Here is a 16434-nt window from a genome sequence, read left to right as displayed (position 1 = left end):
GGTCGGTGCCGGGTCACCACTCGGTGATGAGGGGCGTGTCCGGTCCGTGCTGCCGCCAGGCTTCGGCGAGTCGCAGGAGGCGGGCGGGGGCGGCGATGCCGCGTACGACGGCGATCCCGTCCTCGGTGACCTCGAACGTCACCGCGCCCACGACCTGCTCGCCGAGGACGAAGAGGACGGCCGGGGCACCGTTGACGACCGCGTAGTGGAGGGCGAGCGCGCCGCCGGCGAGCCGCTGCTTCGCGGGCGTGGACGTGAAGCCGCCCCGCATGACGGTGGCGACCCGCCGCGGATTGTCGTAGCGCAGCAGCTTCTTGGCCAGGCCGTTGCCGTCGGAGAGGGCGATCACGTCGTCGGTGAGCAGCGCCACCAGCCGTTCGGTGCGCCCCGAGGTGGCGGCGGTCAGGAATTCCTCGACGATCCTGCGGGCGGCCGCCGGATCGACTTCGCGGCCGCCCCGGCGGCGCGTTGCGGTGACACGGGTCCGGGCGCGGTGGAGGTGCTGCTGGCTTGCCGACTCGGTGATGTCGAGGATCTCGGCGATCTCGGCGTGGCCGTAGGAGAACGCTTCGCGCAGGATGTAGACGGCCCGCTCGACGGGCGACAGGCGCTCCATGACGGTCAGCACGGCCAGGGAGACCGATTCGCGCTGCTCGAAGGTGTCGGCCGGGCCGAGCATCGGGTCGCCCTCGAGGAGCAGTTCGGGGAACCAGGCGCCGGCGGAGCGTTCGCGGCGGGCCTGTGCCGAGCGGAGCCGGTCGAGGCACAGGTTGGTGACGACCTTGGTCAGCCAGGCTTCGGGCACCTCGATCTGCTGCCGGTCGGCGGCCTGCCAGTGCAAGTACGCGTCCTGCACGGCGTCTTGGGCGTCGACGGCGGAGCCCAGCAGGCGGTAGGCCAGTGAGGCCAGCCGATTCCGGCTGGCCTCGAACCGGCTGGTGTCGAAGCGATCGGTAGCGGTGCTGTCCACCTGGCCAGCCTAGGCGGCTACTCGACCGCCCTGTCGGTGGGGGGCGTTCGGCGCGGCAGCCAGGGGGCGCTGCCGCCTGGGCAGGCAGAAGGTCGGGTGCAAGGTGGTCCACTGCGACATCCTGAGGATGCCCGCCTTGATCCGTGCGGCCTTCCGGCCGCCCGTGTACTTCGGCTTCGGCTGCGCTTCGTGGTCGACCAGCTGAAGGATCCCGTCCTGCCGGCCGAGGCTGATGTGGTTGCCCGGGTAGGCCAGCTTGACGTGTCCGATCCTGCTGCCGGTCAGGCTTCCCATGATGGCCTTCACGGCCTGCATGGCGGTGAAGCCTGCCGAGGCGCAGGACATGGGCAGCGGCTTGCCGTTGGCTCCCATGGCGTGGACGCTGTCGCCGGCGGCGTAGACGTTGGGGTGCGAGAGCGAGCGCATGGCGTGGTCGACGAGGATCCGGCCGTCCTCGGTGACGTCCAGCCCGGCGGCGGCGGCGATGGGGGCGACCGCGAACCCGGCCGTCCACACGGTCGCGTCGGACGGCAGGGCGGTGCCGTCGGCGCACAGGACCCGGGTCGCTTCGACGGCTTCGACGCCGGCGTGTTCCAGGACGGTGATGCCCAGCCGGTCGCAGGCCTGGCGCAGGTGGCCGCGGGCTCCGGAGGACAGCTGGGCGCCCAGCTCTCCACGGGCGACCAGGGTCACCGACAGGCCGGGCCGGGATTCGGCGATCTCGGTGGCGGTCTCGATGCCGGTCAGCCCGTCGCCGACGACCAGTATGTTCCCGCCTTCGCGCAGCCCGTCCAGGCGTTCGCGCAGCCGGAGCGCCGAGGGGCGGGCGGCGACGTCGAAGGCGTGGTCGGCCACGCCGGGGACACCTCGGTCGTCACCGTGGCTGCCGAGCGCGTAGAGCAGGGTGTCGTAGCCGAGCTCGTCGGCGCCGCCGTCGGTGTCGGCCACGGTGACGACCTGGCGCTCGGGGTCGACGGCGGTGACACGCGCCAGGTGCAGCCGTATCCCCGTGCCGGAGAAGACGTCGGCGAGCCGTGGAGCCTCGATCTCCTGGCCGGCCGCGAGCTGGTGCAGCCGCAGCCGCTGGACGAAGTCGGGCTCGGCGTTGACCACGGTGATCTCGGTGTCCGCGGGGGACAGCCGGCGGGCCAGGTTCCCGGCCGCGTAGGCCCCTGCGTAACCGGCGCCGAGGACGACGATGCGGTGCTTCATGTGACGCTCCTGTCGGTTCGCTTGCTCTCGGTGACTTGAGCGGGACAGCGCCCCGATCCCTGACAGGAATCGGATGTGACCTGCGTCACAGGGTGTCGGGGGCGCCACCCCGGGGGGCGCCGGGTCGCGGTCCTTCGCGTCGTTCCGCAGCGCGCCCCCCTGGCGCACATACCCCCAGGGGGTATATGGTCGTGGACATCAAGGACGACCGAGCAGGACGTGGAGGCAGCGTCATGAACAACCACATCGGCCATGGGAGCCACGGCGGCGAGCGGCCCGGAGGGCTGGCGGTCAGCGAGGACGGGTTCTCGTTCGAGCTCGACGCGAGCGTGCTTCCGGTGGGGGCGCAGAAGGTGACCTTCCGGATCGTCGGTCCCGACGGGCGGGCCGTGACCCGGTTCGAGGCCGAGCACGAGAAGGAGCTGCACTTCATCGCCGTGCGGCGGGACACCAGCGGGTTCCAGCACGTGCACCCCGTCCGGGACGAGCAGGGCACCTGGACCGCCGAGCTGGACCTGACGCCCGGCGACTGGCGGTTCTTCGCCGACATCCACCCGACCGGGCACGGCAGGAGCCTCACCCTCGGCGTGGACGCGGCGGTCGCGGGGGCGTACGAGCCACGGGAGCTTCCCGCCGAGAGCCCGGTCGCCCAGGTCGACGCGTACACCGTCGCCCTTCGCGGCGCCCTCGTGCCGGGTGCCGCCAGCGGTCTGACGCTCACCGTCAGCCGCGACGGCGAACCCGTCACCGACCTCCAGCCCTACCTCGGCGCCTACGGCCACCTCGTCGCGCTCCGCGTCGGCGACCTCGGCTACCTCCACGTGCATCCCGAGGGCGCGCCCGGTGACGGCACCGCCGTGCCGGGGCCCGACGTCACCTTCATGGCTGTCGCCCCCACCGGTGGCGTCTACCGCCTCTTCCTCGACTTCCGGCACGGGGGCGTCGTGCGCACCGCCGAATTCACCGTCCGCACCCGTGAGCAGGCGGATGCGCACGCCCATCACGCACACCACGCACACCACGCACACCACGCACACCACTGAGTCTCGTTCTCGCTGGAGGCATCCCGTGCTTCGCCGAACCGGTTCGATCCCGCTCTCCCTCCGCTGTCCCGCCCCGGAGGACACCGCCGATGTGTAGAGACCCCCCCTGCCCCACCGCATGGACACGGAAGGGACCACGCCATGCGACTCTTCGCCCTCCGCGACTACCGCCGCCTCTTCAGCGCCCAGATCGTCGCCCTCTTCGGCACCGGACTGACCACGGTCGCGCTCGGCCTCCTCGCCTACGAGCTCGCCGGGCCGCGCGCCGCCACCGTTCTCGGTACCGCCCTGACCATCAAGATGGTCCTGTACGTCGTCATCGCACCGCTCGCCGCCGCCTACGTCGACAGGCTGCCGCGCCGGGCCTTCCTCGCCTCCCTCGACGTCGTCCGCGCGCTCGTCGTCCTGGCCCTGCCCCTCGTCACCGAGGTCTGGCAGGTGTACGTGCTGATCGGCGTCCTGCAGTCCGCGTCCGCCGCGTTCACGCCGACGTTCCAGGCCGTCATCCCCGACATCGTCACCGACGAGGCCGCCTACAGCCGGGCCCTGTCCGCCTCGCAGGTCGCCTCCACCATGGAGAGCCTGCTCAGCCCCGTCCTCGCGGCGGTCGCCCTGAGCTTCGTCGGCTTCGACCTGCTGTTCCTCGGGACCTCGGTGGGGTTCGCCCTCTCCACCGCGCTCGTCCTCTCGACCCGCGTCCCCGACGCCCGCCCCAGCGTGCACGCCAAGGCCTGGGACAAGGCGGCGGCCGGGATCAGGACCTTCCTCGCCACCCCGCGGCTGCGGGGCGTCATGGCCCTGAACCTGGTGGTCGCGGCGGCCGGCTCGATCGTCGTCGTCAACACCGTCAACCACGTGCGCGACACCCTCGGCGGCACACGGTCCGACGTCGCCTGGATGCTCGCCGCGTCCGGAGGCGGCACCCTCCTCGCCGCCCTCGCGCTTCCCCGGGTCCTCGACCGGGTCGCCGCCCGCACGGTCATGACGACCGGCGCCGGGGTCCTCGTCGGCGGCACCGCGGGCGCCGTCGTCCTCGCCGCCGCCGGACTCACCTCCGGGGCCGCCTCCTGGACCGGCACCGCGGCCGTGTGGGGGCTGATCGGCGTCGGGATGGCACTGGTCATCACCCCGACGGGCAAGGTCATCCGGGGCGCCGTCCCCGCGAACCGGGTCCCGGAGGCCTTCGCCGCCCAGTTCTCCCTGTCGCACCTCGCCTGGCTGGTCACGTACCCGGTCGCGGGATGGCTCGGCACGGACCCCGGTCTCACCGTCGCCTGGTCCGTCCTCGCGGGACTCGCGGCGATCGGGGCCACCGCCTCGCTCCTGCTGTGGCCGAAGGGGGCCACGGGACCGAAGGGGACCAGGGGGGTCGAGGGGACCAAGGGGGCCGAGGGGACGGGTGTCCCCTCCGCCGTTCGGAAGGACCTGTCCGCCTCCCCGGCGTCCACCACCGAGACCACCCTGGCGGCCTGACGCACCACGACGTGCGAGCGGCCCGCGGGTCCCCGGACCCGTGGGCCGCTTCCGCGTGCGCGCATTGCGGTGATGTTCCGGGCCTCCGCCGGAATCACCCGGGCGCCCTCGTGGCGTCGTCGGCAGTCGTCGCGAACGCGTGATGGCCTCTGCGCCATGAACACACGCACCGGAGTCGCACTCGTTTGCGCACTCGCCGCCGCCCTCGGCCTCGCCGCGCCCCTCGCGGCCGCGTCCCCGGACGCCGTCGTGCCCGAGCCGCCGCCCGCGCCGCTGCTCACGGCCGTCAAGGCGCTGCCCGGCAGGTACCTCGTGACGCTCGACCGGACCGCCGACCCGACGCAGCTGGCGCAGAGCCTCGGACTGAAGCCGACGTACGTCTACGAGAAGGCGCTCCACGGGTTCGCGGTCGCGCTGGACGCCGCTCAGCTGGAGCTCGTACGGCGGACCCCGGGCGTCGCCTCGGTAGAGGAGGACGCGATGGCCGTCGCCCCGCCGCGGCCCGCCGACCCCGCCGGAGGGTCCCGGGCACCGGCCGCCACCTGGGGCGTCGACCGGATCAACCAGTGGACGCTGCCGCTCGACGACGACTTCACCACGCGCGGCAACGGCGCCGGGGTGACGGTGTACGTCCTCGACAGCGGGATCGACTACGACCACGACGAGTTCGACGGCCGCGCCGTCCCCGGCTTCGACGCCATGGGCGACGGGCGGGACGGACGGGACTGCAACGGCCACGGGACGCACGTCGCGGGGACCGTCGCCGGGAAGACGTACGGGGTCGCGCGCAAGGCCTCCCTGGTCAGCGTCCGGGTCCTCGGCTGCGACGGTTCCGGACCGTACTCGGCGATCATCGCCGGTCTCGACTGGGTCGCCCGGTACGCCCAGCAGCCCGCCGTGCTCAACGGCTCGCTCGGCGGGAACCTCTCCACGGCGCTCAACAACGCCGCCAACGCGCTCGCCCACGCCGGCGTCCTGCCCGTGCTGGCCGCCGGCAACTCGGCGAAGGACGCCTGCGGCGTCTCGCCCGCCTCGGCCTCGGGCGGCTTCACCGTCGCCGCCTCCAACGCGCGGGACGAGGAGGCGTCCTTCTCCAACCACGGCCGGTGCGTGGAGCTCCTCGCCCCCGGCGAGGGGATCGTGTCGGCGCGGCTCGACGGGGGCAGCGCCTCCGGCAGCGGTACGTCCATGGCGGCCCCGCACGTCACCGGCGTCGCCGCGCTCTACAAGGCCGAACACCCCACGGCGGCACCGGCGGAGATCGCCCAGTGGCTCGACGGGAACTCCACCAAGGGCATCCTCAGCAACCTCAGTCCCGCCACCCCCAACAAGCTGTTGTACACGGGTGGGCTGTAGCCGCCCCGTTCACACCGGTGTGCCCGTGGTCGCCCGGCGCACCCCGTGGGCTCCCGTCGCCCGGTCGGGCGGCCCGGCGGTCCGGGCCCTTCGGCTCGGCCTCCCCTCGCCGGCCGGGGTCCTTGGTCCCGTCCGGAAGGGGGCGTACGTCCCCACTTGCGCGGAGCCGTCCGCCGGGGACGCGGATCGCTTGACCCGCCCGTCACCGACCGCATTGAGTAGGGGCAATTGGTCTATACCACAAGGCCGACACCCCCACTCGGACCGTCCGGCACGTACCGCCGGTGATGGGACAGGAACCGCCATGGCAGACATCGTCTTCGACAACGTGTCGCTGACCTACCCGGGGGCGGACGCCCCCACCGTCAGGAACCTCCGACTCGACATCAGCGACGGGGAGTTCCTCGTCCTCGTCGGACCCTCCGGCTGCGGGAAGTCGACGACCCTGCGCATGCTGGCCGGCCTGGAGGACGTCACCGAGGGATCGATCAGGATCGGCGGGAGGGACGTCACGGACCTTCCCCCCAAGGACCGTGACATCTCGATGGTGTTCCAGAACTACGCGCTCTACCCGCACATGACGGTCGCTCAGAACATGGGCTTCGCCCTGAAGATCGCCAAGGTGGACAAGGAGGAGATCGACCGGCGCGTCCGGGAGGCCGCCCGCATCCTCGACCTCACCGAGTACCTCGCACGGAAGCCGAAGGCGCTGTCGGGCGGCCAGCGACAGCGCGTCGCCATGGGCCGTGCGATCGTCCGGGAGCCGCAGGTCTTCCTCATGGACGAGCCCCTCTCCAACCTCGACGCCAAGCTCCGCGTCCAGACCCGCGCCGAAATCGCCGCGCTCCAGCGGCGGTTGGGGACGACCACCGTGTACGTCACCCACGACCAGGTCGAGGCCATGACGATGGGCGACCGCGTCGCCGTGCTCAAGGACGGCGTCCTCCAGCAGTGCGACCCGCCCCGCACGATGTACGACCGTCCGGCCAACGTCTTCGTCGCCGGGTTCATCGGCTCCCCCGCCATGAACCTCTTCACGCTGCCGCTCACCGACGAGGGCATCCGCTTCGGCGGCAGCATCGTCAAGGTCGGCGAGTCGGCGCGGAAGGCAGCCGACGGCGACACCGTCACCCTCGGCATCCGGCCCGAGCACCTCGACTTCCACGCCAAGCACAGCGACAAGGGCCTCCCCGTCACCTTCTACACGGTCGAGGAGCTCGGATCCGAGGGGTTCGCCTACGGGCGCGTGGACCTGGGCGGCGGCGAGGAGGCACCCATGACCGTCCGGACCTACGGGCGCGAGGAGGGGCTGCGGGGGCAGACCGTGCGCGTCCTCCCCCGCGAGGACGAGATCCACCTGTTCTCCGCCGTCACCGGAGAGCGGCTGCCCGACTGAGACGACACGAGGAAGCCGGGTCGCGCACCTCCCGCGCGACCCGGCTTCCTCGTCTCCTCCGCCGCCTCAGATGCCGAAGGCCACCGCCGCCGCGCCCACCAGGCCCGCGTCCGTGCCCGCCCGGGCCGGGACGACCCGCACGTCGCGGGTGAACGAGAGCGTCGCGTACGTCGTCAGCTCGGCGCGGACGGCGGCGAAGAGGAGGTCGCCGGCGGCCGCGACGCCACCGCCGATGACGACGACCTCCAGCTCGACCAGCGCGGCCGTCGCCGCGACCGCCGCGGCCACCGCGCGGGCGGCCCGCGCGAAGGCCGCGCGCGGGACGGGCTCGCCTCGCCGGGCCGCGTCCGCGACGGTACGGGCCGTCGCCTCCTCGCCCGCCGGCGGGCTCCAGCCGTGCGCCAGCGCGTACCGGACGATGCTGGGACCGCTGGCGAGGCGCTCCACGCAGCCCCGGCCGCCACAGGGGCACGGTTCGCCGTCGAGGTCGACGCTCATGTGGCCGATGTGTCCCGCGTTGCCGCTGGGGCCCGTGTAGAGCTTTCCGTCGAGCACGAGACCACCGCCGACGCCGGTGGAGACGACCATGCAGAGGGCGTGGGTACGACCCCGGGCCGCGCCGTCCCAGAACTCGGCCGCGGCCACCGCGGCGCCGTCGCCGATCAGCCGCACCGGGAGCTCCTCACCCCCGGCGCGGACGGCCTCGTCGAGACGGTCGACGAGGGGAAACCCGCGCCACCCGGGGATGTTCACGGGGCTGACCGTGCCCGCGGCGGTGTCGACCGGGCCGGCGGATCCCACGCCCAGGGCCCGCACCCGTCCCCACTCGGGATGGGCGCGCAACTCGTCCAGCACGCGCACCACTTGGGCCATGAGCGCGTCCGCGCCCTCGGTGGCGGGGGTGGGATGCCGGGTACGGGCCAGCAGCGCGCCGGTCGCGTCGACGAGCGCCCCGGCGATCTTGGTACCGCCGATGTCGATCGCCGCGACGAGGTCGGCGGCGGAGGTGGACGCGGAAGCCGAGGAGGAAACCGAGGTGGAGGGGGGAGTGAGGGGCATGGGGAGGGTGTCTCGCTCGCTGTCGTTGGCGGGTGGAGGGGTCGAAGGGTCGTGGGGTGGAGGGGTCGAAGAGTCGTGGGGTGGAGGGGTCTTGGGGTGGTGGGGTCTTGGGGTGGTGGGGTCTTGGGGTGAGGGGCCGTGGGGTGGCGGGCGGGCCGGCCGTGCCGGTCAGGGGGCCGGCGGCGATCCGCAGCTCTCGCGGACCTCCAGGCTCGGCAGCGGGTCCTGGAGACGGCGCGGCCGGGCGCCCGCCAAAAGGTGGAGGACCTCGGCCGCCGCCCGGCGGCCGAACGATCCGGGTTCCCTGGTGAGGGCGGTGAGCGGCGGGTGGAAGGCGCGGCAGAGCGCCGAGTCCTCCCAGGAGACGATCGACACGTCCTCGGGAATCCGCAGGCCGCGCTCGGTGGCGACGCCGGCGGCCGTGACCGCCATGACCTCGTTGTGGCAGATGAGGGCGGTGGGGCGCAGGGACGCGCCGAGGAGGCGACGGGCGGCCTTGGCGCCCTGCCGGTCGGAGTGGTCGGTGGTCACCGAGACGATGTGGTCGAGCCGCAGCTGCCGGGCCGCCGAGCGGAGGGCGGCGATGCGGCGGGCGGTGTGGGCGAGGCCGGGCGGGCCCGCCATGTGGGCGATCCGGCGGTGTCCGAGCTCGTGGAGGTGGTGGACGATCAGGTCCATCGCGCCGGCGTCGTCGGCCCAGATGGTGGAGAGTCCGCCGCCCCGACGGCGGGGCCCCGGGCCGCGGTCCGCTCCCTCCATCGCGCCGATGGCGACGGCGGGGAGCCCGAGGACGGCGAGGGTCTCGGGGCGGGGGTCGCTGACCCGGGGGTCGACGACGATGACGCCGTCGACGCGGCCCTCGGCCCACCAGCGGCGATCGTCGACGGCGCCAACGTCTGGCAGCGGTTCGTGAAGGTCGCGCTGCCCGCCGTCAAGGGCACCCTCGCCGTCGTCGCGATCTTCGCCTTCATGGGCGCCTGGGACGACTTCCTGTGGCCGCTCATCGTCCTCTCGGACTCGGACAACTTCACGCTCACCGTGGGACTCAACTTCCTGCACGGCACCTTCGCCAACAACCAGCGCGTGGTCGCGGCGGGCACGATCATCGCCGTGGCCCCGCTGATCGTGATGTTCGCCTGCCTCCAGCGCTTCTTCTTCCGGGGCGTCGGCGAAGGCGCGGTCAAGGGCTGAGCCCCGACGCCGGCATCCGCCCGGGCCGCACCGCTCCGGCCGGTCCCCTCCCCCGCTCCCCCGCACCCCTCCCTGGAGGCCCCGCATGACCGCGACCGCGCCCCGCTTCGGCGTCAACTACACGCCCAGCCAAGGCTGGTTCCACCACTGGCTCGACTACGACGCGGGCGCCGTCCGCGCCGACCTGGAGTCGATCGCCGCGCTGGGCCTCGACCACGTCCGGGTCTTCCCCCTCTGGCCGTACTTCCAGCCCAACCGGACCCTGATCCGGCCGCGGGCCGTCGAGCACCTCCTCGACCTCGTCGACACGGCCGGCGAGCTCGGCCTCGACGTCAACGTGGACGGCCTCCAGGGCCACCTGTCCAGCTTCGACTTCCTGCCGGCCTGGACGCGGACCTGGCACCGCCGCAACCTCTTCACCGACCCGGACGTCGTCGACGGCCAGGCCGCGTACCTGAGGACCCTCGCGGGCGCTCTCGCCGACCGGCCGAACTTCCTCGGGATGACCGTCGGCAACGAGATCAACCAGTTCTCCGCCGACCCGCACCCGGACCCCGACCGGGCCACGCCGGAGCAGATCGACGCCTGGCTGACCCGGATGCTCGCCGCCTGCGAGGAGGGCGCGCCGGGGCTGCCGCACCTCCACGCCGAGTACGACGCCAGCTGGTACCAGGACGACATGCCCTTCACCCCGGACCACGCGGCCCGGCACGGGGCGATGACCGCGGTCCACTCCTGGGTGTTCAACGGCACCGCCCAGCTCCACGGCCGGACCTCGGTCCCCACCGAGCACCACGCGGCCTACCTGGTCGAGCTGTCGAAGGCCTGGGCCCGCGAACCGCGCCGCCCGGTGTGGCTCCAGGAGGTCGGCGCCCCCGCCCCGCTCGTACCGCCGGAGCACGCGGCCGCGTTCACCGGGGCCACGCTGCGGAACGCGCTCGACTGCCCGGACCTGTGGGGCGTCACCTGGTGGTGCTCGCACGACGTCTCGCGCGCGCTCGCCGACTTCCCCGAGCTCGAGTACGGACTCGGGCTGCTCACCAACGACCGGGAGCCGAAGGACACGGCGCGGGTCCTGGAGTCGTACGCGCGGGGGTACGGGGACGGGTCCCGGACCTACGCACCCGCGCCGCGCACCACGGCCCTGGCGGTGGACGCGGGCGAGGGCCCGGGGATGGTGACGCGGTCGGTGTGCGCGCCGGGCGGCGCGTTCTACGAGGCGTACTTCCGGCTCGTCGCGGACGGCGTCCGGCCGGCGGTGGTGCGGGCGGAGCTCGCGGGCGACGCGGGGCACCTGGCAGCGCGGGGGATCACGGAGGTGGTCACCGTCGACCAGGTCCACTGACACCCCCACGGCGCCCCCCAGCGCCTCCCGGCACACCCCCACCGCCCATCCCCCACGCACGGCAGCACGTACCGCACCGAAGGAGCCCCCCATGCACGACGACCGCGGACTCGTCGAGGCACGCCTCAAGCGCGTCCTGGACGAACGCATCCGACCCGCCGTCCACCCCGTCTCGGTGCCGATGGACATCGCCGTGTGGGAGGCCCGCGGCGAGCCCGTGCCGGTGGCGGAGGGCCTGGCCGCCGCGACGCGCCCGGCGGCGGTGGGCGAGGCGTGGGGCAGGCCGTGGGGGACGAGCTGGTTCACCGTGACGGGGACGGTCCCGGGCGAGTGGGCGGGGCGGACCGTCGAGGCGATCCTCGACCTCGGCTTCGACGAGAACATGACCGGCTTCCAGTGCGAGGGGCTGGTGTACCGGCCGGACGGCACGCCGGTGAAGGGCCTCAACCCGCGCAACCAGTGGGTCCGGGTCGCCGGGCCGGCGGAGGGCGGCGAGGAGGTCGAGTACCGGATCGAGGCCGCCTCCAACCCGGTCCTGCTCGACTACCACCCCTTCCTGCCGACCCGTCTGGGCGACATCGAGACCTCGCACGGCGACCCGCTGTACACGCTGGCGCGCATGGACCTCGCCGTCTTCGACGAGACCGTGTGGCAGCTGGTGATGGACCTGGAGGTGCTCGGCGAGCTGATGGCCGAGCTGCCGGTGGACTCGGGGCGCCGGTACGCGATCGTGCGGGCGGTCGACCGGGCGCTCGACGCGGTGGACCTCCAGGACGTCAACGGGACGGCGGCGGAGGCCCGTTCGCGACTCGACGAGGTCCTGTCCTCTCCCGCCGAGCCGTCCGCGCACCGGATCTCCGCCGTCGGGCACGCGCACATCGACTCGGCGTGGCTGTGGCCGCTGCGCGAGACCGTCCGCAAGGTGGCGCGGACGACGTCGAACATGACCTCGCTCCTGGAGAGCGAACCGGAGTTCGTCTTCGCCATGTCGCAGGCCCAGCAGTGGGCGTGGATCAAGGAGCACCGGCCCGAGGTGTGGGCGAGGGTGGTCGCCGCCGTCGCCGAGGGCAGGTTCGTGCCGACCGGCGGCATGTGGGTGGAGGCCGACACGAACATGCCGGGGTCGGAGGCGATGGCCCGTCAGTTCGTGCACGGCAAGCGGTTCTTCCTCGACGAGTTCGGGGTCGAGAACGACGAGGCGTGGCTGCCGGACACCTTCGGCTTCGCGGCCGGGCTTCCGCAGATCATCAAGGCGGCGGGCTCCAAGTGGCTGCTCACGCAGAAGATCTCGTGGTCGCAGGTGAACAAGTTCCCGCACCACACCTTCCAGTGGGAGGGCATCGACGGGACCCGGATCTTCACGCACTTCCCGCCCGTCGACACGTACAACTGCGCCATGAAGGGCGGCGAGGTCGCCCACGCGGCGAGGAACTTCAAGGACAAGGGCGTCGCCCACCACTCCCTCGCCCCCACCGGCTGGGGCGACGGCGGGGGCGGCACGACCCGAGAGATGATCGCGAAGGCGGCCCGGCTGCGCGACCTGGAGGGCTCGGCGCGGGTGACCTGGGAGAAGCCCGCCGAGTTCTTCGAGAAGGCGCAGGCCGAGTACCCGAAGCCGCCGGTGTGGGTGGGCGAGCTGTACCTGGAGCTGCACCGGGCGACGCTCACCAGCCAGGCGGGCACCAAGCAGGGCAACCGGCGCAGCGAGCACCTGCTCCGGGAGGCCGAGCTGTGGGCGGCGACGGCCGCCGTACGGACCGGATTCCCTTACCCGTACGAGGAGTTGGACCGGATCTGGAAGACGGTGCTGCTCCACCAGTTCCACGACATCCTGCCGGGCTCGTCGATCGCGTGGGTGCACAGGGAGGCGGAGGCCACGTACCGGCGGATCGCGGGCGAGCTGACCGCGATCGTCGAGGCGGCGCAGGCCGCGCTCGCCGGCGAGGGCGGCACTCCCCTGGTCTTCAACGCGGCGCCGCACGCGCGGCACGGCGTCCCGGCGGGTGGCGCGGGCGCGGCGGCCCGGGCGGGGGCGGCGCGCCTGAGCGAGGGGGCCGACGGTTCGTACGTCCTGGAGAACGGTCTCCTGCGGGTGGTCGTCGACGCCCGGGGCCTGGTCGTCTCCGCGTACGACGTCGGGAACGAGCGGGAGGCGGTGGCGCCGGGCACGCCGGCGAACCTGCTCCAGATCCACCCGGACTTCCCGAACATGTGGGACGCCTGGGACGTGGACGCCTTCTACCGGAACACGGTCACGGACCTGACCGACGCCGACGAGGTGGCGCCGGAGACGACGGCCGCGGAGAACGGCACGGTGGCGGTCCGCGTCGCGCGCGCCTTCGGCGAGTCGACGGTCGTCCAGGTGCTCTCGCTGCGTCCGGGTTCGCGCCGGCTCGACATCGACACGGAGGTGGACTGGCACGAGACGGAGAAGTTCCTGAAGCTGGCGTTCCCGCTGGACGTGCACGCCGAACGGTACGCGTCGGAGACCCAGTTCGGGCACTTCCACCGCCCCACCCACACCAACACCTCTTGGGAGGCGGCCAAGTTCGAGGCGTGCAACCACCGCTTCGTCCACATGGAGGAGCCGGGCTGGGGCGTCGCCCTCGTCACGGACTCGACGTACGGGCACGACGTCACCCGTCAGGTCCGCGACGGGGCGGACGGCGGTGACGGCGGTACGACGACGACGCTGCGGGCCTCGCTGCTGCGGGCCCCGCGCTTCCCCGACCCGGAGACCGACCAGGGCCTCCACCGCTTCCGGCACGCGCTGGTGCCGGGCGCGACGATCGGGGACGCGGTCCGCGAGGGCTACCGGGTGAACCTGCCGGAGCGCGAGGTGACCGGCGCGGGCGAGGTGGCCCCGCTGGTGGCCGTGGGCGACGACGCGGTGGTGGTGACGGCCGTGAAGCTCGCCGACGACGGCAGCCGCGACGTCGTCGTCCGCTTCCACGAGGCCCACGGCGGCCGGGCGAGGACGACCCTGACGCCGGGCTTCGAGGCGGCGGACGTGGTGGCGACGGACCTCCTCGAACGTCCCCTGGAAGGCGCCGGGGCGGAGCCGGTGACCGGTCCCGTGCCGGTGGAGCTCCGCCCCTTCGAGCTGAGGACGCTGCGCTTCCGCCGCGCCTGAACCGACACCTCGATCACCTGGATCACCTCGGCCACCTTCATCGCACGGACGTGTGAGGCCCCTGCGCCTCACACGTCCGTGCGGATCACCACCACGAGGGTGCGGGGACCGTGGACGCCCTCGACCCGTTCCAGCTCGATGTCCGAGGTGGCCGAGGGGCCGCTGATCAGGGTCGTCGGGCGGTGGGGCGCGAGGCGGGCGAGAGCCTCGGGCACGCCGACGGTGACCGTCGACAGGTCCACCACGCAGAGGTGGACGTCGGGCACGAGCGAGAGGGCGCGGCGGCCCTGGTCGGCTGAGCCGTCCAGGAAGATCGTGCCGGTCTCGGCGCACGCGGTCGTCGAGGCGGTGACCACCGCGTCGAGGGAGCCGAGGTCGGCCGCCGGGACGTCCGGGCCGTCCGGCATCGCCTCGCCGTCCCAGTCGGCGAGCCAGGTCGGGTCCAGACCGGCGGGAACGCCGACGCGGCGGGCCGCCAGGCCGGTCAGGACGTCGGCGAGCGTCGCGGCCGTCGCGGCGGCGGTACAGGTGTGGACGCGCGCCTTGTAGTCGAGGAGCCGGTCGGTGAGCAGGGCGAGCCGCTCGGCGTCCGGGGCCGTACGGTCGCGGCGGTACGCGCGCTCGACGGGGGCGGGCTCCGGGGCTCCGGCCAGCGCCGCGCGGACGCGGGCCAGGACCGTCTCTCGTGCGCTCGTCATCGGTCGCCTTCCTCCTTCTCCGATTCGCCCTGGGCGGCGGCCTCCGCGAGGGCCGCGCGGCCCGCCTCGGAGGCGTACCACTCGCGGAACGTGGCGCGGGGCGGCGCCGGGGTGTCGCGGCTGTCGCTCCAGCCCTCGAACGGCGGGGGCATCCGGGTGATCGTGCCGTCCTTGCCGGCCACCACCCGCCCGAGCCGGGACGCCTTCTGCGCCGCCTTGTACAGCTTCGGACTGCCCATGACCGCCGCGGCGGCCCTCATCGCGAGCCGTTCGGCGGTGCGGCCGGGCAACTCGGTGCTCTGGTGCCGGAGTTCGACGAGGAGTGACGGGATGTCGATCTTCACGGGGCAGGCGTCGTAGCAGGCCCCGCAGAGCGTGGAGGCGTACGGGAGGGTGGAGTTGGGGTCGTTCTTCGCCGCGTCCATGCCCGCGAACTGCGGGGTGAGGACCGCGCCGATCGGGCCGGGGTACGTGGAGCCGTACGCGTGGCCGCCGACGCGCTCGTACACCGGGCAGACGTTGAGACAGGCCGAGCAGCGGATGCAGTGGAGGGCCTGGCGGCCGATCCCGTCGGCGAGCGCGGCCGTGCGGCCGTTGTCGAGGAGGACGAGGTGGAAGTCCTGCGGCCCGTCGCCGGGGGTCACGCCGGTCCAGAGCGAGGTGTACGGGTTCATCCGCTCGCCCGTGGAGCTGCGCGGCAGGAGCTGGAGGAAGACCTCCAGGTCGGCGTAGGTCGGCAGGACCTTCTCGATGCCCATGACCGTGATGAGCGTCCGGGGGAGGGTCAGGCACATCCGGCCGTTGCCCTCGGACTCGACCACGCAGAGCGTGCCGGTCTCGGCGATGCCGAAGTTGGCGCCGGAGACGGCGACCGGGACGGTCATGAACTTCTCGCGGAGGTGTGCGCGGGCCGCGGATGCCAACTCGACCGGTGACGAGGTCAGTTCGGGATCGACGCCGGGGATGCCGTCGAGGAAGATCTCGCGGACCTCGTCGCGGTTGCGGTGGATGGCGGGGACGAGGATGTGCGAGGGACGGTCGTCGCCGAGCTGGACGATGAGCTCGGCGAGGTCGGTCTCGTGCGCGGTGATGCCCTGTTCGGCCAGGTGCTCGTTGAGGCCGATCTCCTGCGTGGCCATCGACTTGACCTTGATGACCTCCCGACTTCCGGCGGCCTCGACGAGCCGCGTCACGATCGCGTTCGCCTCGGCGGCGTCCCGGGCCCAGTGGACCGTGCCCCCGGCGGCGGTGACGCGTTCTTCCAGTTGTTCGAGGAGTTCGGGCAGCCGGGCCATGGTGTCGGCCTTGACGGCGGCGCCGGCGGAGCGGAGCTCCTCCCAGTCGGGGAGTTCGGCGGTGACGTGGAGGCGCTTGGCGCGGATGGTGCGGGTGGCGCGGTGGAGGTTGGCGCGCAGCTGCTCGTTGCCGAGCTCGCGCGCGGCGGCCTCGGGGAACGTGTGCCCTCCCCTCAACTGGCCCGACCCGTGCGGCGGCCGGGGCGGGAGACCCGGCATCCCGAGGAAGGTGCCGCTCCCCTTGCCGCTCGCCGCACTGCCCG

12 protein-coding genes and 1 pseudogene are annotated in these 16434 nt (G+C 73.3%); 7 read left to right on the top strand and 6 right to left on the bottom strand.

What is annotated here, in order from left to right; genetic code table 11:
• Window positions 1-13: 13 nt before the first annotated feature.
• Together AB0G79_RS18425 and AB0G79_RS18420 are read right to left on the bottom strand one after the other, a co-directional pair.
• On the bottom strand, window positions 14-970 hold the full coding sequence (locus tag AB0G79_RS18425) for a sigma-70 family RNA polymerase sigma factor (protein WP_360807565.1): 957 nt from the start codon (window positions 968-970) through the stop codon (window positions 14-16).
• A gap of 9 nt (window positions 971-979) precedes the next feature.
• Window positions 980-2182 (bottom strand): FAD-dependent oxidoreductase, encoded by a 1203-nt coding sequence (locus tag AB0G79_RS18420; protein WP_360807563.1) that lies wholly within the window; start codon window positions 2180-2182, stop codon window positions 980-982.
• 233 nt (window positions 2183-2415) lie between these two features.
• Here AB0G79_RS18420 and AB0G79_RS18415 point away from each other — a divergent pair, with 233 nt between their 5' ends.
• The 4 genes from AB0G79_RS18415 to ugpC all read left to right on the top strand — a co-directional run bounded on the left by AB0G79_RS18415 (window position 2416) and on the right by ugpC (window position 7450).
• Window positions 2416-3225, top strand: a complete 810-nt coding sequence (locus tag AB0G79_RS18415; protein ID WP_360807561.1) for a hypothetical protein — start codon at window positions 2416-2418, stop codon at window positions 3223-3225.
• A 141-nt stretch (window positions 3226-3366) separates the two neighbouring features.
• On the top strand, window positions 3367-4698 hold the full coding sequence (locus AB0G79_RS18410; RefSeq protein ID WP_360807559.1) for an MFS transporter: 1332 nt from the start codon (window positions 3367-3369) through the stop codon (window positions 4696-4698).
• 156 nt (window positions 4699-4854) lie between these two features.
• Window positions 4855-6054, top strand: coding sequence for a S8 family peptidase (locus AB0G79_RS18405; protein ID WP_360807557.1), 1200 nt, complete (start codon window positions 4855-4857; stop codon window positions 6052-6054).
• Between the two features lie 304 nt (window positions 6055-6358).
• On the top strand, window positions 6359-7450 hold the full coding sequence (gene ugpC, locus AB0G79_RS18400) for a sn-glycerol-3-phosphate ABC transporter ATP-binding protein UgpC (RefSeq protein ID WP_360807555.1): 1092 nt from the start codon (window positions 6359-6361) through the stop codon (window positions 7448-7450).
• A 66-nt stretch (window positions 7451-7516) separates the two neighbouring features.
• Here ugpC and AB0G79_RS18395 read toward each other — a convergent pair whose 3' ends face one another.
• Both AB0G79_RS18395 and AB0G79_RS18390 read right to left on the bottom strand, forming a co-directional pair.
• The gene (locus tag AB0G79_RS18395; RefSeq protein ID WP_360807553.1) at window positions 7517-8509 is read right to left on the bottom strand and encodes an ROK family protein; all 993 of its coding nucleotides are present in this window, start codon (window positions 8507-8509) and stop codon (window positions 7517-7519) included.
• A 168-nt stretch (window positions 8510-8677) separates the two neighbouring features.
• Window positions 8678-9349, bottom strand: a complete 672-nt coding sequence (locus AB0G79_RS18390; protein WP_360807775.1) for a substrate-binding domain-containing protein — start codon at window positions 9347-9349, stop codon at window positions 8678-8680.
• Window positions 9350-9379: 30 nt separating this feature from the next.
• On the opposite strand from AB0G79_RS18390, the pseudogene AB0G79_RS18385 reads away from it, so the two are divergent.
• From AB0G79_RS18385 to AB0G79_RS18375, 3 genes and pseudogenes are all read left to right on the top strand, one after another.
• Window positions 9380-9700 (top strand): annotated as a pseudogene (locus AB0G79_RS18385) (ABC transporter permease subunit); the annotation flags it as partial.
• An 85-nt stretch (window positions 9701-9785) separates the two neighbouring features.
• A complete protein-coding gene (locus AB0G79_RS18380) occupies window positions 9786-11045 on the top strand; it encodes a glycosyl hydrolase (protein WP_360807551.1) in 1260 nt (419 codons plus the stop codon).
• A gap of 91 nt (window positions 11046-11136) precedes the next feature.
• A complete protein-coding gene (locus tag AB0G79_RS18375) occupies window positions 11137-14178 on the top strand; it encodes a glycoside hydrolase family 38 C-terminal domain-containing protein (RefSeq protein ID WP_360807549.1) in 3042 nt (1013 codons plus the stop codon).
• A gap of 68 nt (window positions 14179-14246) precedes the next feature.
• On the opposite strand, the gene AB0G79_RS18370 is transcribed toward AB0G79_RS18375, so the two are convergent.
• The gene (locus AB0G79_RS18370) at window positions 14247-14876 is read right to left on the bottom strand and encodes an LUD domain-containing protein (protein ID WP_360807547.1); all 630 of its coding nucleotides are present in this window, start codon (window positions 14874-14876) and stop codon (window positions 14247-14249) included.
• Complete coding sequence (locus AB0G79_RS18365) at window positions 14873-16390, bottom strand: lactate utilization protein B (protein WP_360807773.1); 1518 nt, start codon at window positions 16388-16390, stop codon at window positions 14873-14875. Before AB0G79_RS18365 ends, AB0G79_RS18370 begins: the two co-directional genes overlap by 4 nt.
• Between the last annotated feature and the right edge of the window lie 44 nt (window positions 16391-16434).

It is taken from the genome of Streptomyces sp. NPDC020807 (assembly GCF_040641575.1).
GTDB lineage: Bacteria > Actinomycetota > Actinomycetes > Streptomycetales > Streptomycetaceae > Streptomyces.
The sequence above is the reverse complement of the archived record's forward strand: the minus strand, read 5'-3'. Positions and strand labels throughout refer to the sequence as shown.

Bases quoted from the DNA above. Each gene is read 5' to 3' on its own strand.
- AB0G79_RS18395 (WP_360807553.1), bottom strand. From the start codon at position 8,509: ATGCCCCTCACTCCCCCCTCCACCTCGGTTTCCTCCTCGGCTTCCGCG.
- AB0G79_RS18375 (WP_360807549.1), top strand. From the start codon at position 11,137: ATGCACGACGACCGCGGACTCGTCGAGGCACGCCTCAAGCGCGTCCTG.
- AB0G79_RS18410 (WP_360807559.1), top strand. From the start codon at position 3,367: ATGCGACTCTTCGCCCTCCGCGACTACCGCCGCCTCTTCAGCGCCCAG.
- AB0G79_RS18365 (WP_360807773.1), bottom strand. From the start codon at position 16,390: ATGCCGGGTCTCCCGCCCCGGCCGCCGCACGGGTCGGGCCAGTTGAGG.
- AB0G79_RS18420 (WP_360807563.1), bottom strand. From the start codon at position 2,182: ATGAAGCACCGCATCGTCGTCCTCGGCGCCGGTTACGCAGGGGCCTAC.
- AB0G79_RS18415 (WP_360807561.1), top strand. From the start codon at position 2,416: ATGAACAACCACATCGGCCATGGGAGCCACGGCGGCGAGCGGCCCGGA.
- ugpC (WP_360807555.1), top strand. From the start codon at position 6,359: ATGGCAGACATCGTCTTCGACAACGTGTCGCTGACCTACCCGGGGGCG.
- AB0G79_RS18380 (WP_360807551.1), top strand. From the start codon at position 9,786: ATGACCGCGACCGCGCCCCGCTTCGGCGTCAACTACACGCCCAGCCAA.
- AB0G79_RS18370 (WP_360807547.1), bottom strand. From the start codon at position 14,876: ATGACGAGCGCACGAGAGACGGTCCTGGCCCGCGTCCGCGCGGCGCTG.
- AB0G79_RS18405 (WP_360807557.1), top strand. From the start codon at position 4,855: ATGAACACACGCACCGGAGTCGCACTCGTTTGCGCACTCGCCGCCGCC.